Annotated in this window: 20 protein-coding genes; 2 read left to right on the forward strand and 18 right to left on the reverse strand. The window is 44.0% G+C overall.

The features are described 5' to 3' along the window. Positions 1-15 precede the first annotated feature (15 nt). The 7 genes from nuoJ to nuoE all read right to left on the reverse strand — a co-directional run bounded on the left by nuoJ (position 16) and on the right by nuoE (position 7496). Positions 16-654 carry an NADH-quinone oxidoreductase subunit J gene (gene nuoJ, locus EL162_RS08660; protein ID WP_078310271.1) on the reverse strand — a complete coding sequence of 213 codons (639 nt, stop codon included), beginning with the start codon at positions 652-654 and terminating at the stop codon, positions 16-18. Beyond that, positions 651-1199, reverse strand: coding sequence for an NADH-quinone oxidoreductase subunit NuoI (nuoI, locus tag EL162_RS08665; protein ID WP_076555382.1), 549 nt, complete (start codon positions 1197-1199; stop codon positions 651-653). The genes nuoJ and nuoI overlap by 4 nt, the downstream gene beginning before the upstream one ends. A gap of 64 nt (positions 1200-1263) precedes the next feature. Then, entirely contained in the window at positions 1264-1452 is a 189-nt protein-coding gene (locus tag EL162_RS08670; protein ID WP_126331438.1) for a hypothetical protein, read from the reverse strand. Next, positions 1449-2486 (reverse strand): NADH-quinone oxidoreductase subunit NuoH, encoded by a 1038-nt coding sequence (gene nuoH / locus EL162_RS08675; RefSeq protein WP_126331439.1) that lies wholly within the window; start codon positions 2484-2486, stop codon positions 1449-1451. Before nuoH ends, EL162_RS08670 begins: the two co-directional genes overlap by 4 nt. Then, positions 2486-5554 (reverse strand): NADH-quinone oxidoreductase subunit NuoG, encoded by a 3069-nt coding sequence (nuoG, locus tag EL162_RS08680; RefSeq protein ID WP_126331440.1) that lies wholly within the window; start codon positions 5552-5554, stop codon positions 2486-2488. The genes nuoH and nuoG overlap by 1 nt, the downstream gene beginning before the upstream one ends. After that, entirely contained in the window at positions 5554-6990 is a 1437-nt protein-coding gene (gene nuoF / locus EL162_RS08685; protein WP_126331441.1) for an NADH-quinone oxidoreductase subunit NuoF, read from the reverse strand. The genes nuoG and nuoF overlap by 1 nt, the downstream gene beginning before the upstream one ends. Continuing rightward, positions 6987-7496 (reverse strand): NADH-quinone oxidoreductase subunit NuoE, encoded by a 510-nt coding sequence (nuoE, locus tag EL162_RS08690; protein ID WP_076555387.1) that lies wholly within the window; start codon positions 7494-7496, stop codon positions 6987-6989. The genes nuoF and nuoE overlap by 4 nt, the downstream gene beginning before the upstream one ends. Positions 7497-7825: 329 nt before the next feature. Between nuoE and EL162_RS08695 the strand changes: the two genes are divergently transcribed. Continuing rightward, positions 7826-9073, forward strand: coding sequence for an MFS transporter (locus EL162_RS08695; protein WP_126331442.1), 1248 nt, complete (start codon positions 7826-7828; stop codon positions 9071-9073). Positions 9074-9434: 361 nt separating this feature from the next. Continuing rightward, complete coding sequence (locus EL162_RS08700) at positions 9435-10043, forward strand: LysE family translocator (protein ID WP_126331443.1); 609 nt, start codon at positions 9435-9437, stop codon at positions 10041-10043. Between the two features lie 104 nt (positions 10044-10147). On the opposite strand, the gene EL162_RS08705 is transcribed toward EL162_RS08700, so the two are convergent. The 11 genes from EL162_RS08705 to glmM form a co-directional block, all read right to left on the reverse strand. Beyond that, entirely contained in the window at positions 10148-10723 is a 576-nt protein-coding gene (locus EL162_RS08705; RefSeq protein ID WP_126331444.1) for a flavin reductase family protein, read from the reverse strand. A 260-nt stretch (positions 10724-10983) separates the two neighbouring features. Beyond that, positions 10984-11616: a LysE family translocator gene (locus EL162_RS08710; protein WP_126331445.1), complete on the reverse strand. Its 633-nt coding sequence runs from the start codon at positions 11614-11616 to the stop codon at positions 10984-10986. Beyond that, positions 11609-11896: a YqcI/YcgG family protein gene (locus tag EL162_RS08715; RefSeq protein WP_126331446.1), complete on the reverse strand. Its 288-nt coding sequence runs from the start codon at positions 11894-11896 to the stop codon at positions 11609-11611. Before EL162_RS08715 ends, EL162_RS08710 begins: the two co-directional genes overlap by 8 nt. Positions 11897-11982: 86 nt before the next feature. After that, the gene (locus EL162_RS08720) at positions 11983-12936 is read right to left on the reverse strand and encodes a hypothetical protein (protein ID WP_126331447.1); all 954 of its coding nucleotides are present in this window, start codon (positions 12934-12936) and stop codon (positions 11983-11985) included. 45 nt (positions 12937-12981) lie between these two features. Further along, the gene (nuoC, locus tag EL162_RS08725) at positions 12982-14730 is read right to left on the reverse strand and encodes an NADH-quinone oxidoreductase subunit C/D (RefSeq protein WP_126331448.1); all 1749 of its coding nucleotides are present in this window, start codon (positions 14728-14730) and stop codon (positions 12982-12984) included. A 151-nt stretch (positions 14731-14881) separates the two neighbouring features. Continuing rightward, the gene (locus EL162_RS08730) at positions 14882-15352 is read right to left on the reverse strand and encodes an OsmC family protein (RefSeq protein WP_126331449.1); all 471 of its coding nucleotides are present in this window, start codon (positions 15350-15352) and stop codon (positions 14882-14884) included. 319 nt (positions 15353-15671) lie between these two features. Next, on the reverse strand, positions 15672-16343 hold the full coding sequence (locus EL162_RS08735) for an NADH-quinone oxidoreductase subunit B (protein WP_126331450.1): 672 nt from the start codon (positions 16341-16343) through the stop codon (positions 15672-15674). Between the two features lie 178 nt (positions 16344-16521). Then, positions 16522-17130 (reverse strand): NADH-quinone oxidoreductase subunit A, encoded by a 609-nt coding sequence (ndhC, locus tag EL162_RS08740; protein ID WP_375537533.1) that lies wholly within the window; start codon positions 17128-17130, stop codon positions 16522-16524. A gap of 211 nt (positions 17131-17341) precedes the next feature. Next, positions 17342-18013: an outer membrane lipoprotein periplasmic chaperone LolA gene (lolA, locus tag EL162_RS08745; protein ID WP_170161444.1), complete on the reverse strand. Its 672-nt coding sequence runs from the start codon at positions 18011-18013 to the stop codon at positions 17342-17344. A 288-nt stretch (positions 18014-18301) separates the two neighbouring features. Further along, positions 18302-18937: a pyridoxamine 5'-phosphate oxidase gene (pdxH, locus tag EL162_RS08750; protein ID WP_126331451.1), complete on the reverse strand. Its 636-nt coding sequence runs from the start codon at positions 18935-18937 to the stop codon at positions 18302-18304. Positions 18938-19071: 134 nt separating this feature from the next. Beyond that, complete coding sequence (glmM, locus tag EL162_RS08755; RefSeq protein WP_126331452.1) at positions 19072-20430, reverse strand: phosphoglucosamine mutase; 1359 nt, start codon at positions 20428-20430, stop codon at positions 19072-19074. Positions 20431-20506: the final 76 nt, after the last annotated feature.

The raw sequence follows: 20506 nt of genomic DNA on the forward strand, positions 1-20506 counted from the left end.
TTGTCTGTACACTCATCACAGACCTCCTTGTCGTTTGCTGTTGCTAAATACTGGCATATCAGGCTGATTATTGGGATTATTTTGGGCGTGTTCTGTGTCTTGATAATGGCTGAAATTTTCATCATCAAGAGCTTTTTTGCCCAAATGATATGCCGCCACCAATGCCCCAAGCAGCAAAAATGCCGCCACTTCAACCAAAAGCACATAATGGCTAAATAAGCGAATGCCCACCTGCTTGGCATCAATACTGGCAGCTGATAGGCTTTGTGCTGAGCTTGGCGAGCTTAAAATCAATGCTGTCAATACACCTGCAATAATCAGCATCAGGCACATTGGCACCGCCCAAGCAGTTGAACTTAGCCATGATTTTTCTTCGCCAACATCACTGCCCAAATTTAGCATCATAATGACAAAAACAAACAGCACCAAAATCGCCCCTGCATAGACGATAATCTCCAAAATCCCTGCAAATGACGCACCGAGGATAAAAAATATCCCCGCCACCGCAAGCAGTGAAACAATCATTGATAAAATGGCGTGCACAGGGTTGGCGTGCGTTATAACTCGCAAACTGGCAAAAATCGCCACCGCCGCCAGTGCATAAAATCCAACCACATTGGCATCACTTAACAGTTGTGATAATACAGTCATCATGGCAATAAACTCCGCACATCGATTGGTGTTGCTTCATTTTGGTGCGAGCCTTTGGGGTTGTCTTTGGTCGCCATACCAGTAACTCGATAATAGTTATATTCAGGATATTTGCCCGTACCGCTGATGAGCAAATGCTCTTTTTCATAAACCAGATTTTGGCGATTGTACTCACCCAACTCAAAGTCAGGGGTCAATTGAATTGCTGTGGTTGGGCAAGCCTCTTCGCACATACCACAAAATACACAACGGCTAAAATTAATGCGGAAAAATTCAGGATACCAGCGACCATCTTCACGCTCGGCCTTTTGTAGCGAAATACAACCCACAGGGCAAGCAACTGCACACAAATTACACGCCACACAGCGTTCATCACCGTCTGGATCTCGTGTCAAGACAATGCGTCCACGAAAACGAGGTGGCACAGGCACGGGCTGCTCAGGATAAAGAATGGTATCTCGTGGACGCAGAGCGTGAGCATTCACCATCCACATTGAGCGGATAATGCTCATGATACCGACTGCGGTGTTTTTTAATGCTACTAACATAATTATTTATCCTTTATAATGTTCACTCTTAATCAAAATTTTATCAATCAATATTAAGAATGATTTATAAATACTCACCAACAATTTGTATGGGCAAAGTAACGATATCAATCAAAATTGCAGGTAAAACCAACGCCTTTATAACAGGTTGTAATTTCCACTCTTTCTCTTTCAATGCCACAAACACAAACGAAATAGGATTTTTAAAAGTGTGTTGCAGATGAGTATTTGGTATGATTTTTTGAGCTATCATTTTGCCCCCCACGCCAAAATTACAAAGGCGGTTGCCAATAAATTAACCAAAGTTACTGGCAGGCAAATTTTCCAGCCAAAATTCATCACCTGATCATATCTGGGTCGCATCAATGAACCACGAGCCAGTACAAACATTGTCATAAAAAACAAGGTTTTTATCATGAACCAAAAAATAGGCGGAATAAAGGGAATATCAAGATTAAACGGTGCTAGCCAACCACCAAAAAACAAGCAAGTCATCAATGCCGAAATCAGCACCACATTGACATATTCGCCAATGAAAAACATACCGAATTTCATGCCAGAATACTCAACATGATAGCCTTCTGCCAGCTCCTGCTCAGCCTCTGGCTGGTCAAAAGGATGCCTATGCGTTACCGCAACCCCTGCCACCACAAAGGTCAAAAAGCCAAAAAACTGCGGAATCACATTCCAAATCGTGCTTTGAGCCTCGACAATATCACGGACATTAAATGAGCCCGCCTGTGCCACCACGCCCATAAGCGACAATCCCAAAAACACCTCATAGCTGATGGTTTGGGCTGATGAACGCAAGCCGCCAAGCAGTGAGAATTTGTTGGCAGATGCCCAGCCACCGAACATTACCGCATACACTGCAAGGCCTGCCATCGCAAAGAAAAACAACAGACCAATATTCCAGTCAGCAGCCCCCAAAGTTGGCGACAGCGGAATGATGGCAAAACTTGCCAATGCGGTAAACATTGCAATGGCAGGTGCCAGAGTGAATATTTTTTTGTCGGCAAAATTTGGTGTCCAGTCTTCTTTAAAGAAAATCTTTAGCATGTCTGCAACTAACTGCAAACTGCCCTGCCAGCCGACACGGTTTGGGCCGTAACGATCTTGCCACAGTGCCAACATACGCCGCTCATAGACAATCATCAGTGCAGCAACAATCACCAAGCCCAAAAAAATCATCAATGCCTGAGCCACCAAAAACAATATCGACCACGCATCAAAACTTAAAGCATTGTTCAGCACCGATGGCATCTGTGGAATGACACGAACCGACATTATGCATTCTCCCTAATTGTAGTGCCTGTCTGTGGCGATACTGGCTGCACCGCACTTGCCAAAAATAACTGACTACGATGCTGCCTTGGTAAGTTTTTTAGGCTTTGGACATGACTTGGCTCAAACACACTCGCCACCGAATCGGCACGCCTGATGCTGGTTAATAGCTTGGGCGATAATGGCACTTGTCCTGCAGCATAGCCCACGCAGCCATCTGGCACATATTCCACAATCACCACAGGCAGGACGATTTCACCATACAATGAGTCTATCGCCAATAAATCGCCTGCCCTTACCTGCCAGAGATTGGCATCATTTTCGTTCATATACCAACCGATTGCTTGGATTTGCTCAGCAACGACAGGGCTTCGAGATGCCAAGGGGCTTGAGGCAAATAACTGATGCACAGGGAATAAGCGTACCACACCATGAAATACGCTGGTATTGGCAGGATCACTGATTTCCTGACGCTGGCTGGCATAGCGGTGTTCAAGTTTTGGTAAATAATCAAATAAACGCACACCAATATCGCCGCCTTTTAGCCTGCCGCCGATTTTGCTTTGGTATTTGTTCCATGCTTGCGGTGAGTTCCACCCTGCCGCCCATGCAAAAGGAATGCTGGCAGCACTGGTTTTATCGCCAACATAACCTTCCATTGAGAAGGTCAATGCCGTATCCAGATCCTTAGGCTGCATCGGTTCATGCACCGATAAGGTCGCTCGTATGGCAGTGCGACCCGAGTAACGGCGTGGCTCACGAGCGATTTTTAGACCGCGAATGCGATAATCGGCAGTTGGGGCAGCGTCCTTGATTGCTGCCAAACCATGCACTTGCTCGGCAATATCATCAATCACTTCGTCCAAATGGGCAGCCAGAGCTGTTTGATTTAGCTCATGCGATAAGGCATACAGCCACCGCCAACTGTCTTTAATGTTGCTATTTGGCTCATAGTATTTTTTATCATAAGCCTGAAAAAACCGCTGTGCTCGCCCTTCGCTTGACACCAGCGTGCCATCAGCTTCGGCAAAACTTGCCGCCGATAGCACCACATCGGCTTGATTGTGCCAAGGATAATGCTGATGATCCAGAACAATCAGGGTTTTGTTTGCTATTTGGGCAAGTGCATTTACCGTGCCAAGCTGACTTAGGTCATTTTCAAGCACAACCACCGCCTCATACTCCTGTGCCAGTACCTCTTCAATTGCTCGCCCGCCAAGCAGACTGATGCCAGCACTGTTTGCCGCTGGCAGTGCAAGATATATCGCTGCAATCGGTGCAAAATGCGTATCAAGCGGCTTGGGCTCTGGACGCACAATTTTTGCCTGATCTGTCTTTTGGGTGTCAGTTTGGGGATGCTCAGGCTTGGCAATCAGCTGCGGATCATGACTTGGCAAATCGGCTGACACATCAGTATTTTGTTCAGCTTGATAGTGGGCAATCTCCGCCTCGTTTGTCGCTTTGATGGCTTGGCGTTTTTTGCTCAAACTTTGTGCAATGCACGCTGCCGCCTCGATCACTGCTTGTGAGCCAAGCGAAGTTCCTGAAATAACCAGTGGCTGATTTGCCGAAACCAAATCAACAGCGATTTGATATGCCAAAGTTAGCATTTGCTCATCGGCATCAAGGTTGGGCTTAACAAGATTATCCAAATGCACATCAAAACAATCAATCACCTCAGCCACCAAATAGCCAAAGCGAGCAATGTCCTCAATGCTTGCCACGACAGAAGTTTTGGCAATGTCATCAAGTTTGGTATCAACCACATCAACCACATAGATTGGGCTAAAATCCCCCTGACCGATTCGCTGCACAGGTTCGGCAAGCCAATGGTCTGTGCGTAATGCCGTTGCCATTTGCCGTGCTTTATTTTTGGCAGCTTGGCGTACCGACAGTGCCACGCGTGCTGCTGTCTGGGTAATGTCCTCACCCAAGATAAAAACTGCATCCGCCTGCTCAATCTGTGCCACAGAAGGGTTGTACACACTATGATTACGCAAAATCTCAACCGATTTATCCACCAAAGTTTGTACCGCCATGCTCCAGCCTGTGCTGTAGTTGGCTGCTCCCACCAGTTTTTTTAGGGCAAAATTACTCTCAAGGCTTGCCATATCACTGCCAATACCGATGAGTTTTTTGCCGCGAAGCAGAGCGATTACCTTATCCAAAGCCGCTTCGGCATCCAGCTGCATTTTGCCTGCTGGTGTGTTTTGATAAGGGCTGGTTGGACGATCGGCACGATTGACATAACCATAACCAAAGCGACCACGATCGCACAAAAAATACCCATTGACATCTGGATTGTAGCGGTTTTCAATACGACGCAACTCGCCATAACGCTCACCAGCAGAAATGCTACAACCCGTTGAGCAGCCATGACAAACGCTGGGTGCATACTGCATATCCCACTTGCGATTATAACGATCAGAATGTGTTTTGTCAGTAAATACGCCTGTTGGACAGACTTCGGTCAAGTTACCGCTAAACTCACTTTCAAACTGACCATCTGTCTCACGACCAAAATACACACGGTTGTTCGAGGCATAGACACCAAAATCCTTGCCGCCTGCATAGTCTTTATAAAAACGCACACAGCGATAACAGGCAATGCAGCGGTTCATTTCGTGATTGATAAATGAACCCAAATCCTGATTATGATGCGTGCGTTTGGTGAAGCGATAACGGCGTTGGCGATGCCCACTCATATAAGTCATGTCTTGCAGGTGGCAATGACCGCCTTCTTCACAAGTTGGGCAATCGTGCGGGTGGTTGGTCATCAGGTATTCAACGATATGCTTGCGGAAGTTTTTTGCTTCCTCATCATTGACCGAGATATACATATCATTGGTTGGAGCAACCATGCAGCTCATCACCAAACGCCCACGCCCTGCCTGATAATCTTCTTCATTATTATACTGCTTGACGGCACATTGGCGACACGAGCCAACCGAGCCCAAGGCTGGGTGATAACAAAAATATGGCACATCAATGCCCAAAGATAGACAGGCAGCCAGTAGATTATCACTGCCGTCCACCTCTACCGTTTTTCCATCAATATGAATGACTGCCATCACAGCCCTCCTTGTTCGTGCTTATCTTCTGACACTGGCTGAATTTTTTGCTCAAATTCATGGCGAAAATACTTCAAGGCACTCATCAACGGCTCCATCGCACCGGGGGCATGGGCACAAAAAGTCTTGCCAATCCACAAATCACGCGTCAGCTCAGAGAGCTTGTCAATATCTGCCGACTCGCCCTGACCGTTGTCAATTGCGTCCAAAATCTTCACACCCCATGGCAATCCATCACGGCATGGCGTACACCAGCCACAAGACTCTCGCTGAAAAAACTGCTGCAGGTTTTTTGATAGGCTAACCATATCTTGGGTTTCGTCCACCACCATCATCAAACAAGTGCCAAGCCGTGAGCCTGCTTTCATGATGGGATCAAAGTCCATCACCAGATCCAAATGCTCATCGCTTGCGGTCAAAAAATCAGTAGAAGCACCACCCGGCAACCACGCCTTTAGTTTCAGACCATCTTGCATACCGCCAGCAAGCTCGATAATCTCACGAGCAGTATAACCAAAGGGCAGCTCCCACAGCCCTGCATCTTTGACACGGCCAGAGCAGCCCATGATTTTGGTACCAGGTGTTTCTGATTTGCCCTTGGCTTTGGGCAAATCCAGATACCATTGCACACCATTTAATAAAATGGCTGACATATTATTAAGCGTTTCTACATTATTGACCACCGTTGGTCTGCCCCATGCACCTGCAACTTGGGGAAATGGTGGCTTGGTGCGTGGATTGGCACGGCGACCCTCCAGACAGTTGATGAGCGCTGTCTCTTCACCACAAATATAACGCCCTGCACCAGTATGCACATGCAGCTTAAAGCCAAATTCTGTGCCTAGGATATTCTCACCAAGCAGTGCATTTGCTAGACATTCGTCAATGGCTGCCTGCAATCGCTCGGCAGCGATGATATATTCGCCACGGATAAAAATATAACCAACGCTTGCACCGATTGCATAAGCAGTGATAAGCATACCCTCAATCAGCTGAAATGGCAGTCGCTCCATCAGTAGACGGTCTTTGAATGTACCGGGCTCCATTTCGTCAGCATTACAAATCAAATAACGCACGCCACCATCAGGCGGGGTCATAAATGTCCATTTTAGCCCTGCATTAAATCCAGCCCCGCCACGCCCACGCACATTGGCAGTTTTTATCATCTCGCCGACTTCTTTTGGGCTTTTGCTAAGGGCGATTTTTAGACCCTCGAAGCCTTTTAGTGCCAAATAATCAGCAAGTTTTAACACGGCATCATGATGGTATAATCGCCAAGTCAATGGGTGAGAAAGACTGGTTGGTGCCTCGCCTTCCGCCAAGCCCACGCCGTAGATAGGAATCCGCTGACGGTTGAGCTGACTGGGTGCTTTGCCCAATTTGCGTGCGTCAATTTGGGCAGTAACTGTCGGTTTGCAAAAAGTCGCTTCACTCATAGATATTGCTCCAATAACATCGCCACTTCCTCGGGCAGGACAGGGCCATAAGTATCCTCATCAATCAGCACGCTTGCCCCTTTGTCGCAGTTGCCCAGACAACAAATCGGCAACAAGGTAAACCTACCGTCTGCTGTCGTCTGCCCAAATTCAATGCCAAGATTGCGGCGAAATGCCTCTGCCAATGCCTCATATCCTGTCAAATAACAAGCAATCGAATCACAAACCAAAATCACATGACGACCCACAGGCTGGCGATAAATGCGATTAAAAAAAGTCGCCACACCCTCAACATCACTGACAGCAATGGACAGCATATTGGCGATGGCGGCGACTTGGGCATCATCAACCCAACCGTTTCGTTTTTGGACAAGTTTTAGGGCATCAAGCACAGCGGCTCTTGGTTGTGGATAATGATGGATATGCTCAATAATGCCCTGAATCTCATCAGGCGTTAGGATTTGGTGAATATCCACTTTGGGGGTTTTATCGGTTACTATTTTCATAGAAAATACCATGTATGTGAAAGCTAGCTGGCAGGCTGGCTGATTTTATCCTTTGGCATTTTAAGATCAGATGGCAACTGATACTAAAATTTGTCTATTATACTCCAAAATTTTACGAAACTCTATACAGCAATCAACAATTGAGCAATTAAATCAACAAGCAGTTATATTTGTCTTTGCACTCACCAGTCAAAATCATTATCATTTTGCTTAATTTTATCCAATCTTTTACCAAACACTGCTTTGCAACCACAAAATACTTGACAAAAAAAAACCAATCACAGATACTGTTATGACAACAAAATCATCTAATAAGACAAGGAAGATTCATGCCAATCGCCAAATTAACCAAATTTCCCACAAATCTTAAGCTTATCGTCTTTTATGGCGTTGCTTTTGGCAGTTTTCGTATGCTGATTGGTGGCGTTTCGGTTTTGTATCTATTAAGCCGCGGGGTGTCGCTTGCCGACTTGGGGCTGCTTAAGTCGTTTCAGTTTGCCCTGATGATGTTTTTGGATTTGCCACTTTCTTATTTGACCGACCGCTATAGTCGCAAATTATCCACTATTTTGGGCATTGTGTTTGGTGCAGCTTGGCTTTTGATGACTGCTGCCGCCAGCGATTTGTGGCAATTTTATCTTGCCGAAGCATTCAACGCCGTCTCATTGTCATTATTTAATGGTGCTTATATTTCTTATTTAATTGACATAAAAAATAAGACCGCACCAGAGCTTAGCACCAAGACCTTGCTGGCGTATGATAACAAATATAACAGTCTGGGCATGGCAATCTGTGCCTTTGTTGGAGCCGCGTTTATCAGCCCACAGACCAGTGCCATTTGGTATATCGCAGGTGTGTTATTGCTTATCATCGCAGCAGGTGCATGGCTACACATGCCAAGCGATCAACAAACGCCGCAAGCCACCAGCACCACCAATCACCAAGACAACAAACTGCTGATGGTCGCTCGGCACGCAAAACAGCTCACAGACATTCTCAAGCACAAGCCACAGATTGCCTATGCCTTGGTGGTTATAAGCATTCTTTTGGTGTATTTTCAGATATTGGTTCAGCTGTGGCAACCGCTTGTGGATATTGTCAATCCCAGCACGTTTGGTTGGGTTTATGGTTTGTTCTTTTCGGTGCTAAGCATTGCCCAAATTCTCTCAAGCAGCTTTGTTGATAATGACAAGCTCTCCGCCATGCACAAAAAGATTGCCATTGTCGCCTTATTAACCATCGCCCTACTGTTTATGGCGATAAGTGTTGATTTTGCCACAAAGTCATGGTATACCACTGTCGGTATTTTGCTGTCTTTGTCGCTGATGTTTTTTGTGATTAAGGTACTGATGATTGAAGCCTCAGCAACATTTCACGACATCATACCTGATGCTCATCGCTCGGTGCTGGACGCTTTGGGATTTTTTGCCAGTCGCTTGGTGCTGCTTGTGTTATTTCCACTCATCACCTATTTGACCGACCGCTTGGGTTTTGCTGTGCTGGTGGGGATTTTTGTGATGATTTTGGCGGTTTATTTTGTTATAAAATACAAAATCAACAAGGCAAATTTGGCTTGATGATAAATTTCTAGACTTATCAAAATCAACCAGCTGTTCAAATTTTGCCGATTGTTACGAATTGGCAAAATATCTGTGGGCTGATGATATTAATTATAAAATATTTAATTATTTTTTGTTTTATATTTAAAAATTAACAAAAAAATACAATTTAATTGACATTGACATTGACAATAATATTATAAATTACCGTGAATTGACTTTGATAGATTTTAAAATAATCTTAAGCCTGTCTTATTAATTTTTCACGCCGCCAAGGCAAACAGCCACAAACGCACCACTGCCGATTTAAAGCCGCGCTTTGTTTTGTGGCATATTTAGCCATGACAAATCAGATATTTGGTTTTAAAAGGACTACCCAATGAATGAATTTTTTGCCGTTGCCTTGGTTACTATTTTGGCGGTGATTAGCCCCGGTGCAGATTTTGCCATCACCACAAAAAACAGCTATCTGTATGGGCGTGGCGTGGGGATTTTGACCGCTACAGGCATTGCGTTGGGCGTGCTGATTCATGTGGCTTATACGCTGTTGTTTGTGGGGGCGGTGATGAAATTCATGCCGAATTTTTTGGACATCATAAAATACATTGGGGCGGCATATCTGATATATATCGGCTACCAAACTTTTGTGCAAAAACCCATTGCCCAAAATGGCGACAGTCTGCCCATCTCACCTGCCCAAGCCCTAAAATATGGGCTATTCACCAATGCGTTAAACCCCAAAACCACGCTATTTGTGATTAGCACCTATACCCAAATTGTGAGACCTGACACCTCTTTGGGCGTGCTTTTGGGCTATGGGGCGTTTATGTCTTTGGCTCATTTTGTGTGGTTTGCGATTGTGGCGTTGCTGTTTTCACAGTCTCATCTAAGGCAGAAAATGCTGGCACACCAAGTCATCATCAACCGCATTATTGGCGTACTCTTGGCAGGGCTGGGTGGTTTATTACTGGTGAGTAATTTATCTTAGTCGTTGGTTTTGACAAATTACATTTGCCCTACAGATGGTTATTGCTTGGACTGCTTAGTGTCAATGATTTGATAATATCATCACAACAAGCACGCCATCACGGTTTATTTTTCTGCACGAAAATTTTTACCCAGCATCTCGCCAAGCCCTTGATAATGCCGAAAATTATAAATCAGCGGCTGCCAGAGCGTTGGGTCAATCTTATCTTTATCAAAAACCAACCCTTCTGCGGCATGAACCTGCAAGATTTTTAGCTCAACGATGGCATAACCATCTCGGTTGATGATATTGACAACCTCAGCTTCTGCCTGCAACGGGCATTCGGTGATTTTTTGTGGTTTCACCTTGAAAGACGGCTCGGCAGTCAAGCCAGCAAGTGCAAATTTATCATCACAGAACTGGTATTGCTCATTGACCGCTTGCATATTGCCCGTAAACGGAGCGATTTTCTCAACATTTTGCCACAGATTTTCGCTTGCGATATTTAGCACAACCTCTGGGCAATGCTGGATATTTTGATACGCTTTGCCCTGCACACCCAAACCGATGACGACATTATCGCCCAAGCACCAGCTTGACGAAATCGGACTGATGTTGGTTTTGCCCTGATTATCCACGCTGGTTAATAGCACGACAGGAAAGCCATAATAAAACATTTTGGGATTGATGGGAATGTGCATAATGCCTCCTTTACTGTCCATATCTTTGATGCTTGCTGTTTTTCAACTCCAAACGGTGCAATGCACGGCAAAATAACGCCTGATAACATTCATGCAATAAAGCCAAACTTTTATCCTGAGCAAATATCGCACTTTTAATGACAAAGTCGCACAGTCTGATATTATCCATGATAAAGCTATATCGTCATGACAAGGTTAATCCTCGCCGATACCAAACCAGTGGAAAATGCCACAAAAACGCATCTTTAAGACCGGCTACCCTACCAAAAATCCATGACACTTTTTATCACACCGACCGCACCCAACCCCAGCAATAATAACGCCGAGATAAGCATGGTAAGCTTGATAAATTTTGGCTTGCAAATTTTGCTAAATAAATAAGCATAAACCAACAAAATGGCATAGTCTAGCACCACCCAAGTAATGGTAAGTGTCGTGGCAGCGACAACTTTGGACTCAGCAACGCCAAAAAACAACGGAAAAAATCCAATAAAAAACAACACATCTTTTGGGTTGGCAATGCCCACCAAAAACCCTTGTTTAAGGTGTGTAATCAGACCTTGTCTGTCCGCTTGGTGCTTATACAGGCTAAGCTGACTGACCTGTTTTAACTCAGTGAGGATTGAAAAAGCAAAATAGATAATATACAAAGAGCCGACCAGCGTTAAGGCACTTAGCCACCGCTCATCAATACCCACCACACCAAACAGCACCAATAAGGATACGCCGATTAATACCAGTGAAGCCAAATTTGTACCAATAACGGTGCATAAACTCGCCATCAAACCATTGCTAGCACCATGATTGGCAACCATCACCGTAACAGGACCAGGGGTGGATAAAAATACCACAACCGACAGCACAAACCCAAACCAAAGTTGATAATCAAACATCGATACGCTCCTTGGGTATTTTTATTGGGCATGTATCTATAACCAAACCACCCTCTTCATACAGTTGATACTGTCGCCACTCTGGATTGTTAATATCTCCAAAAAAACCTAACTCGCTTGGGTACTTTTGAGATTTATTAAAAACACATATTCTGTTTCTAATTATCCTTCTAATATTCAAGTCTTTTTGTCTATCTATTGGTGCAACCAAATCAAACACTTCTCTAGGATTGATATACATATGCACTTGCTTGTCAATACCTTTTGAAAGCTCTATCAAGATACAGCCTGTAATTCTTGATAGTTTTAGCTGCAGATTTGATTATCCCGAGCTTTCATCAGCACATTTTAATTTGAAAATCCCAATTATATCACTTTTAATATTTTTATAAAGTTATCACGAACACTGGATGTATTTTCTGTACCGCTATAGCCAAATCTTGCATAATAACAAACGGATAGGTATGATGTTACAATTAAATCCTCACCTATTGCCTCTTGTAAAGAAAACTTATTCTTTGCCGATAGAACCATGGCTGTTACAACCGATTTATTGATTAGTGGATCGCATTCTTTTAAAAACTCCAGTGCTAAATCATTTGATTTTTCTTGAAAATACACCTGCTCAGTTCTACTTATCCTATTTCCAATGTTTATCATAACTGGCATAAAATGATCTTTATAAACAGAATTGTATAAATCCCAACCAATCCTACCTTGATTATATAAACCAGCATAAGTAAATCTTGTCGCATACAATATTGGCATTAACGCATTATAATTCTTTGGTAATTTTTCAGTTATCTTATTTAAATTGTCAAATATGGAACTAAAACTCCAAGGTTGAACAATCTCTACAATATTTAGGATAGAAAGAGGCTCTATATTATCCAACAAACCGTCTTTATCCAAGGTGCGTGATTTGTATTTTCCAATTTTATAAAAAATCATTATTTCATTTAGAATAAGAAGTCGCAAGTTTGCAATTAAATCCTGCAAAGGCTGTAGACCCATAGATAGCTTAATCAAAAATAGAGATGCTCGCTCTACCTCGTCTGGCATATCATTAATCATCGCACCACCATACTCGGAATAATCAATACCGCTATTCTTTACAAAATCTCTTGATTTCTCATCTCCATAGCTGGCACCGTCCAACTCTTGCAAGACAAAAAGATATGCCATTTCATAATCCCTTAAGTCTTTTTGTATTAGTGAAAATGCAAGTTTGGCAGCAGTATATTCCAATCCATCGGTTTGTATTTTTTGATAAAGCTCCATATCAGCACAAACAGATTTTTTTTTGAAAAAATCAAACATTGACATTCCCCTTGACAAACTTTCTTAAGAATCATTGATTATGATTTACCTATCACAATCCGCCATCACAATATCAATACTTGCCAAATAAATAATCGCATCAGACACCAGCGAGCCGTTAATCACGCTAGGCATTTGCTGTAGATGAGCAAAGGTCGGCGTGCGAATACGAGTGCGATAGCTCATTGTTGAATTATCCGAGGTTACATAGTAGCTATTAAGCCCTTTAACACCCTCCACCATGCACGCAGACTCACCTGCTGGCATCACAGGCCCCCATGACACAGAGACAAAGTGGTTAATCAGAGTCTCAATGTCTTGTAGTGTGCGGTCTTTTGGCGGTGGCACGGCAAGTGGGTGTTCGGCTTTATACGCTCCTGACGGCATATTATTCAGGCACTGCTCAATGATACGCAGCGACTGGCGAATTTCCTCAATTTTCACCAGACAGCGGTCATAAGCATCGCCGTTATAAAACACAGGAACTTCAAACTCAAAATTCTCATAACCCAGATATGGGCGAGCTTTACGCAAATCAAAATCAATACCTGTGGCACGAAGCCCCGCCCCTGTTACCCCCCAAGCCAGGGCGTGCTTGGCATCATATTGAGCCACTGCCTGTGTGCGTCCTTTTAGCACGCTGTTGGTCATGGTGGCTTTATAATATTCATCAATGCGTTTTGGCATCCAGTCCAAAAATTCTCGCACCAGACGCTGCCAGCCATTTGGCAAATCATGAGCCGTGCCACCAATTCTAAACCACGCAGGGTGCATACGATAGCCTGTTACCGCTTCAATGACATCGTATGCCTTTTGGCGATCGGCAAACATATAAAACACAGGAGTCATACCACCAGCATCTTGGATAAATGTCCCCCAGTAGAGTAAATTATTAGTAATTCTAAACAATTCACTCATCATAATGCGAATGGTATTGGCACGATCAGGCACGGTAATGCCAGCTAGCTTTTCCACCGCCATGATATAGGGCAGCTCATTCATCACCCCACCCAGATAGTCAATGCGGTCGGTATAAGGGATAAAAGAGTGCCAAGTTTGGCGTTCTGCCATTTTTTCAGCACCGCGATGATGATAGCCAATATCAGGAATGCAATCAACAATCTCCTCACCATCTAATTGCAGCACCAAACGAAACGCCCCGTGTGCCGATGGGTGGTTTGGACCAATGTTCAAAAACATAAAATCCTCATCACGCCCAGAGCGTTTCATTCCCCATTCTTCTGGCACGAAGCGTAAATTTTCTTGCTCAAACTGCTGCTTGGCAGTGTTCAAAAAATACGGCGTAAATTCGGTCGCACGAGCGTGATATTCCTTGCGAAGCGGATGCCCTTCCCAATATTTCGGCAACAAAATCCGTGTCAGGTGCGGATGGTCGTCAAACACCACACCAAACATATCCCACACCTCACGCTCATACCAGTTGGCATTGGGATAAATCTTGGTAGCACTGGGGATATGCTCGCCCTCTGCCAATGCGACTTTTATGCGGATATCACTATTTCGCTCAAGGCTCATCAAGTGATAAAACACAGTAAAATCGCTTGTCGGCAAGCCATATCTATGCTGGCGTAATCGCTCATCAATGGCAGAAAGATCCACAAGCATGACAAATGGCTTGGGCAAGGTGCGTAAATACAACAGCACCTCAAGCACTTGATGCTTAGCCACCCAAACAGTCGGAATGCCGTCTTGCGTCTCTTGGACGGTTAAATTATCAAACTTTGCACGAAGCTCGGTTAAAATCTCAAAATCGTGAATGTGATTAATGCTCATAATGTCCAACTTACTTTAAATCTCTACAGCCTTACAACAGCTAAAATATTTAAAAATTTATTCTATACCAAAAAATAAATTATTAGCTGTTTTAGCACAAAATAGAAACCAAATCCGCCAATAAAATAATTGTAAACAATCAATAATAAATCTAGGGAGCTTTTAGTACCGTTGCTTGACACTGCACAGGAAATTTAATAGAGTTAGCAATAAAGCATAATTTATGTGCCTGTTCATGCAAAGCCAATGCCAACTTTTGGTCGCCCTGGCTAATTTTTACCACAGGATTTAATGTCGCACAGACAAACTGCCCTGCATTTTTATCATCACCTTCATTCATTATTGCTGTGGCATTATCTTGGTATGCTTGTACCACAATTTGATTAACCGCACATAAATGCAAATACCAAAGTTTGTGGCAAGATGAAATGCTGGCAAGCAACAGCTCTTCTGGATTCCACTTGTGCTTATCACCGCGAAATGCTGGGTCTGATGATGCCAAAATATCCACCTTATCATCTGCCGAAATGACAAAATTGCGTTCATAACTGGTATAATCTTTAGTACCTACGCCAAGATTACCCTGCCAAGTAATACTAACTGTATACTGATGCGTTTTCATCACCCACCCTTTTGCTGCTTGTCCCAACTACATCATCAAACAATTTAGCTGGCAAATAATAATTGTCTGTACCCAGATAACAAAAATACAAATACATACCAAAATTTTACAAAAAGCACATTTGTCCCATTCAGATGGCTAGTAATGAGTGATATTATCTGTTTTAATGCTTTGACTTAAAAACAAACCCTGCCGAATTAACCTGTGCGATAGTTACCATAATGATAAGTTACAACCCGTGGTTATCCGCCCTATCAATACCAACCATCTGGACAAACATTGTCCTTTTAAATCTTTATTTGCTCATCTTAAATAACAATCAAAACGCATCATCTTGGCTTCTTAGATTTTTTACGGCAATGCGTTCGGCATTTTTACGATCTCGCTCTGGTGTCATCACAGGCTGAATAATGCCTTGATTGTCAAGATGAATGCCCAACGGTCGGCGTTCGTGCGTGATGGATTCTTGTAACAACATCAACGCCTGAATCAAAGCCTCGGGGCGAGGCGGACAGCCTGGAATATAGACATCGACAGGGATAATCTTATCCACGCCCTGCACCACCGAATAAATATCATACATACCGCCCGAGTTGGCACACGCTCCCATCGAGATGACCCACTTTGGCTCCAGCATCTGCTCATACAACCGCAAAATCACAGGTGCCATCTTGACAAAACAAGTGCCAGCAACAATCATCACATCCGCTTGGCGAGGTGATGCACGAATAACCTCCGCCCCAAATCTTGATAAATCATGCACGCCTGTCAAGGTTGTGGCATATTCCACATAGCAGCAGCTTGTGCCAAAGTTAAACGGCCAAAGAGAATTTTTGCGTCCCCAGTTGGCAGCAGCATGGGTCAAATCGGACAATTTGCCCAAAAAAACATTTTTCTCCACTTCTGCCTGCGTGATATCATCAACCACTTGGCGAGAATTGTGTGGATACTGGTTGCCATTTTCATTTGGGCGAGTTAAGGTGTATTTCATAGCGGATTTTATAAACTAAGTATTTGTTAATATTAAAAAAAGTTTTGCTATTTATCGCTTGGCATATCTTTGACTTTGCTCATCAAGGCAGGGTTTTGAGCTTTATTGCCACAAAAAACAACAGCGAATATCAACATGGCATCAATTCGATAATTGCCAGATTTCATTTGCTACCTCCTTAATCAAACTTCTGCGTGGTAACTCGCCCCGTTTGATTAATGTGGTCAATGTTTGCCATGTCGGTTTTGTCTTTTTCAAGCACTGCCTGCAAATCCTTACGCCCTGCAAAAATCTTGCCAGATGACTGTGCAGGCACTTTGCCTGTAGGGTCAGTGTGCAAATCATCAATCGTTGTAAAGGCAGTGATGCTCGCCAAATCAAAATCGGCAGGACGGCTTAAAATGCGTGGCTTACGCCCTCGCTTGTCAGCAGGTGCCCAGTTCATCGCTCCAAGTTTCATCTCATACAGCAGACCAACGAACAAAATGGCAATAAAAATGCCAGCAGCGACAAAGCCATACCAGCTAACCTCTCGCACACTGACTGCATAGGCGTACAAAAATAACGCCTCCAAATCAAAAATCACAAAAAAAATCGCCACCAAGTAGAATTTGGCAGATAGGCGAATGCGTGCCGATCCTGCCGACACCACCCCCGCCTCAAAGGTCTCTTGCTTTTGAGATCCTGACGAACGCCCACCCAATAAGCGTGGCACCACCAACATAAAAACAACCAGCCCTGCGGCGGCTAGCAAAAATGCAATCGCTGACCAATTGGCTAACATAATCACCTCTATGTGATTGTCTGTTCTTTAATAAAATAGCGATATTATAACACAATTTACAAAAAAGCATTACAACCATGCGTATTTTTCGGCAACAAAATCACAATTTGCCCCAATTAAGGCAATAAAGCGGCCAGCTGCCAGCGACACTTATCACATTATCACAAAAAAAATCCACATAGGTGCTTCCCATGTGGATTTTATTTAGCCGCTGTTATTGATTGATAACATCTGTGCCACTAGGTGGCGTGAAATTAAACTCTGCTGCAGGGATTTTTTTGTTGAGCGAAATATTACTAAAACGAATGCTGGTAATTTGCCCAATATTATCATGCAGCACCATCATCACAGGACGACCGCCATTAAAGCTAAGCGATAAACTCTTAAAGCTGGCATTGCTGGATTTGGGTGTCAATACAAAATAATTTCTGGCGGTATTTGGCTGACTTACGCTAAAATTGCGTCCAATTTGTGCTGGGTCGCCAGACAATAGCAAGGCTGGCGTTTCGCCAACTTGATTACCAACCGCTTGGCGAGTCGCTTGTTGCAAATCTTTATCATACACCCACAGCGTATTGCCATTGGCAACAATCAATTGCTCGGCAGGTGATTTGATTTGCCAGCGGAATTGATTTTGACGCTGTGCCGACATCACGCCTGTAAATTGGCTTTTTTTATTGCCAGCTTGCGTGGTTTGGCTAAAATTGGCGGTCATTGACTTAATGCCAATCAGCAGCTGATTGAGATTTTTTGTTGCTGTCTGCTCACTTGCCGCCGCTGCCTGTGCATTTATCGGCAATGCCATCGGCACAGCTGCCATGCTTAGACTTGCAATCGCCAGCATTGCCTTCAAGCTCATCGCTTTTAAAGGGGCAAAATTCGTCATTGTACACTCCACATGGTTAAAATTCTTATTGGTTTTTGATACCGCATTGGCATTGTGATATTTTGTCAAATCCACACCAAACCAAAGCTGTATCAACTTTTGGGCATATTTTGCCAAAAATATATATTGCAATCTACATAAAAATTGCAACCAGCAGCACTTAAATGTTACGCTTGACGGCGTCTTGCAAATTTAAGTAAACAAACTGACAAAATCATCAGCATACCAAGATAATTGTAACAAAAAATGACAATTAACAGGCAGGCAAATCAAACAAATCTTGTGATACTAAGGCAGCAATCGCTCAACTTGCCATGTGTCGCCATGCTTTTGGTATCGCATACGGTCATGCATACGCCCTGCTCGCCCTTGCCAAAATTCAGCAGTATCAACCACCAATTCATAACCACCCCAAAACTCTGGATAAGGCACATTATCGGCGTATTGTTTGTCAAGTTCGGCAAATTTTTGCTCCATGTACGCACGATTTTCGACCACGCCACTTTGTGGTTGGCTTACCCATGCACCCAGCTGGCTCTCGCGCGGACGCTTGGCAAAATAAGCTGCTGATTTTGCCACATCAACCTTGGTTATTTTGCCAGCCAGACGCACCTGACGCTCCTGTGCCTGCCAAAAAAACAACACTTCTGCATAAGGGTTACTGTCAATATCCTGCCCCTTGGCACTGTCATAATTGGTATAAAAAACCACACCTTGCTCGGTCAGTTCACGCATCAGCACAATCCGCACACTTGGGCGATTGTCCGCACCGCAGGTTGCCAAGCTCATCGCATACGGCTCGGGCAGATTTGCCGCCACCGCTTCATCAAACCAAGCTTGGAACAAATGAAATGGCGTATCAGGCAAGCCCAAATCCGCCAATGAGCCTTGTTGATATGATTGTCTGTGATCGCTTAAGTCCATAACGCCCCCAAGAAAAGTCCACAAAATTTTTGTGTATTTATTATAACACGATTTGCTGGCAGTGTATCAACCGTTATCATGCACAGCTTACCACCGCCAAATAAGCGGTTGCCATTTTGTTGAAGTATACAAAATTATGATGACAAAATGCGTTGCACCGCTTCGGCAAGCTGATTTGCCATCTGCTGACAGGTGGCAGCGTCTTGATGCTCAACCATAACACGAATCACAGGCTCCGTGCCTGATTTACGCACCAACAACCGACCCTTGCCCTGCAATTGTTGCTCGGCATCGGCAAAGATATTTGCCAGTTGTGTATTGGCATAAGGGTCGCTGATTTTGCTGACACGCACATTAATCAGCGTCTGCGGAAATGGCGTGTATCCAGCAACAAGTTCGCTTAATTTTTTGCCAGTTTCTACCATGCAGCTTAGCACCTGTAGTCCTGCAACAATCGCATCGCCTGTGCGGCTCTTATCCAGACACAAAATATGCCCAGACGGCTCGCCGCCAATCGTCCAACCTCGCTCTTGCAAATCTTGCATGACATAGCGATCGCCGACTTTGGCACGATGAAATTCCACACCTCGCTCTGCCAGTGCCAATTGTAGTGCGACATTGCTCATCAAAGTACCCACCACACCGACAGGTTTTAGGTGATTTGCCAAAATGTACAAAATACCATCGCCATCAACAATGTTGCCAGTTTCATCAACCATAATAATGCGATCGCCATCACCATCTAGGGCAAGTCCGACATCGGCAGCTTGCTCACGCACGGCTTGTTGCAGCGTTTGTGGATGGGTGGAGCCGCAGTTGCTATTAATATTAATGCCGTCTGGCGAATCGTTAATGGCGATGACTTTTGCACCCAATTCTTGCAAGACACTTGGTGCAACACTATAACCTGCCCCATTGGCACAATCAATGACAATTTTTAGATGAGATAAATTAAAATGATAAGGAAAACTACCCTTACAATACTCAATATAACGCCCTTTGGCATCATCAACACGATGATTTTTGCCAATGGCATCTGCCTGAATCCCAACCAAACGCTTCAAGCCCTGCTGGTTATCACCGATTAGTACATCAAGCTCGGCATTAATCGCATCTTGGAATTCATCGGAGATTTTTTTGCCTTCGTGAGAAAAAAACTTCACGCCGTTGTCCTGATAAGGGTTGTGCGATGCCGAAATCACCACGCCCATGTCTGCATGAAAACTTGTTACCAAATGGGCAATCGCTGGGGTTGGTAAAGGCCCAAGCATATACACATCAACGCCAGCGGCATTAAACCCTGCTTGCAACGCCGCCTCAATGACATAGCCTGACAGTCGCGTATCTTTACCAATCAGCACGCTTGGGCGTTTGTTTGGGAATTTTGCTGCCAATACCTTACCTGCACCAAAGCCCAACCGCAACAAAAAATCAGGCGTAATCGGAAATTCACCAAATTGCCCACGAATACCATCAGTGCCAAAATATCCCATAGTGTATCCTTATTGCATTTATCTTAAAATAGATTGTGTTTAGACAAATTTTTACCAATTATAGCACAATTGCCAA

This window comes from Moraxella cuniculi, from assembly GCF_900637105.1.
GTDB classification, from domain to species: Bacteria; Pseudomonadota; Gammaproteobacteria; order Pseudomonadales; family Moraxellaceae; genus Moraxella; species Moraxella cuniculi.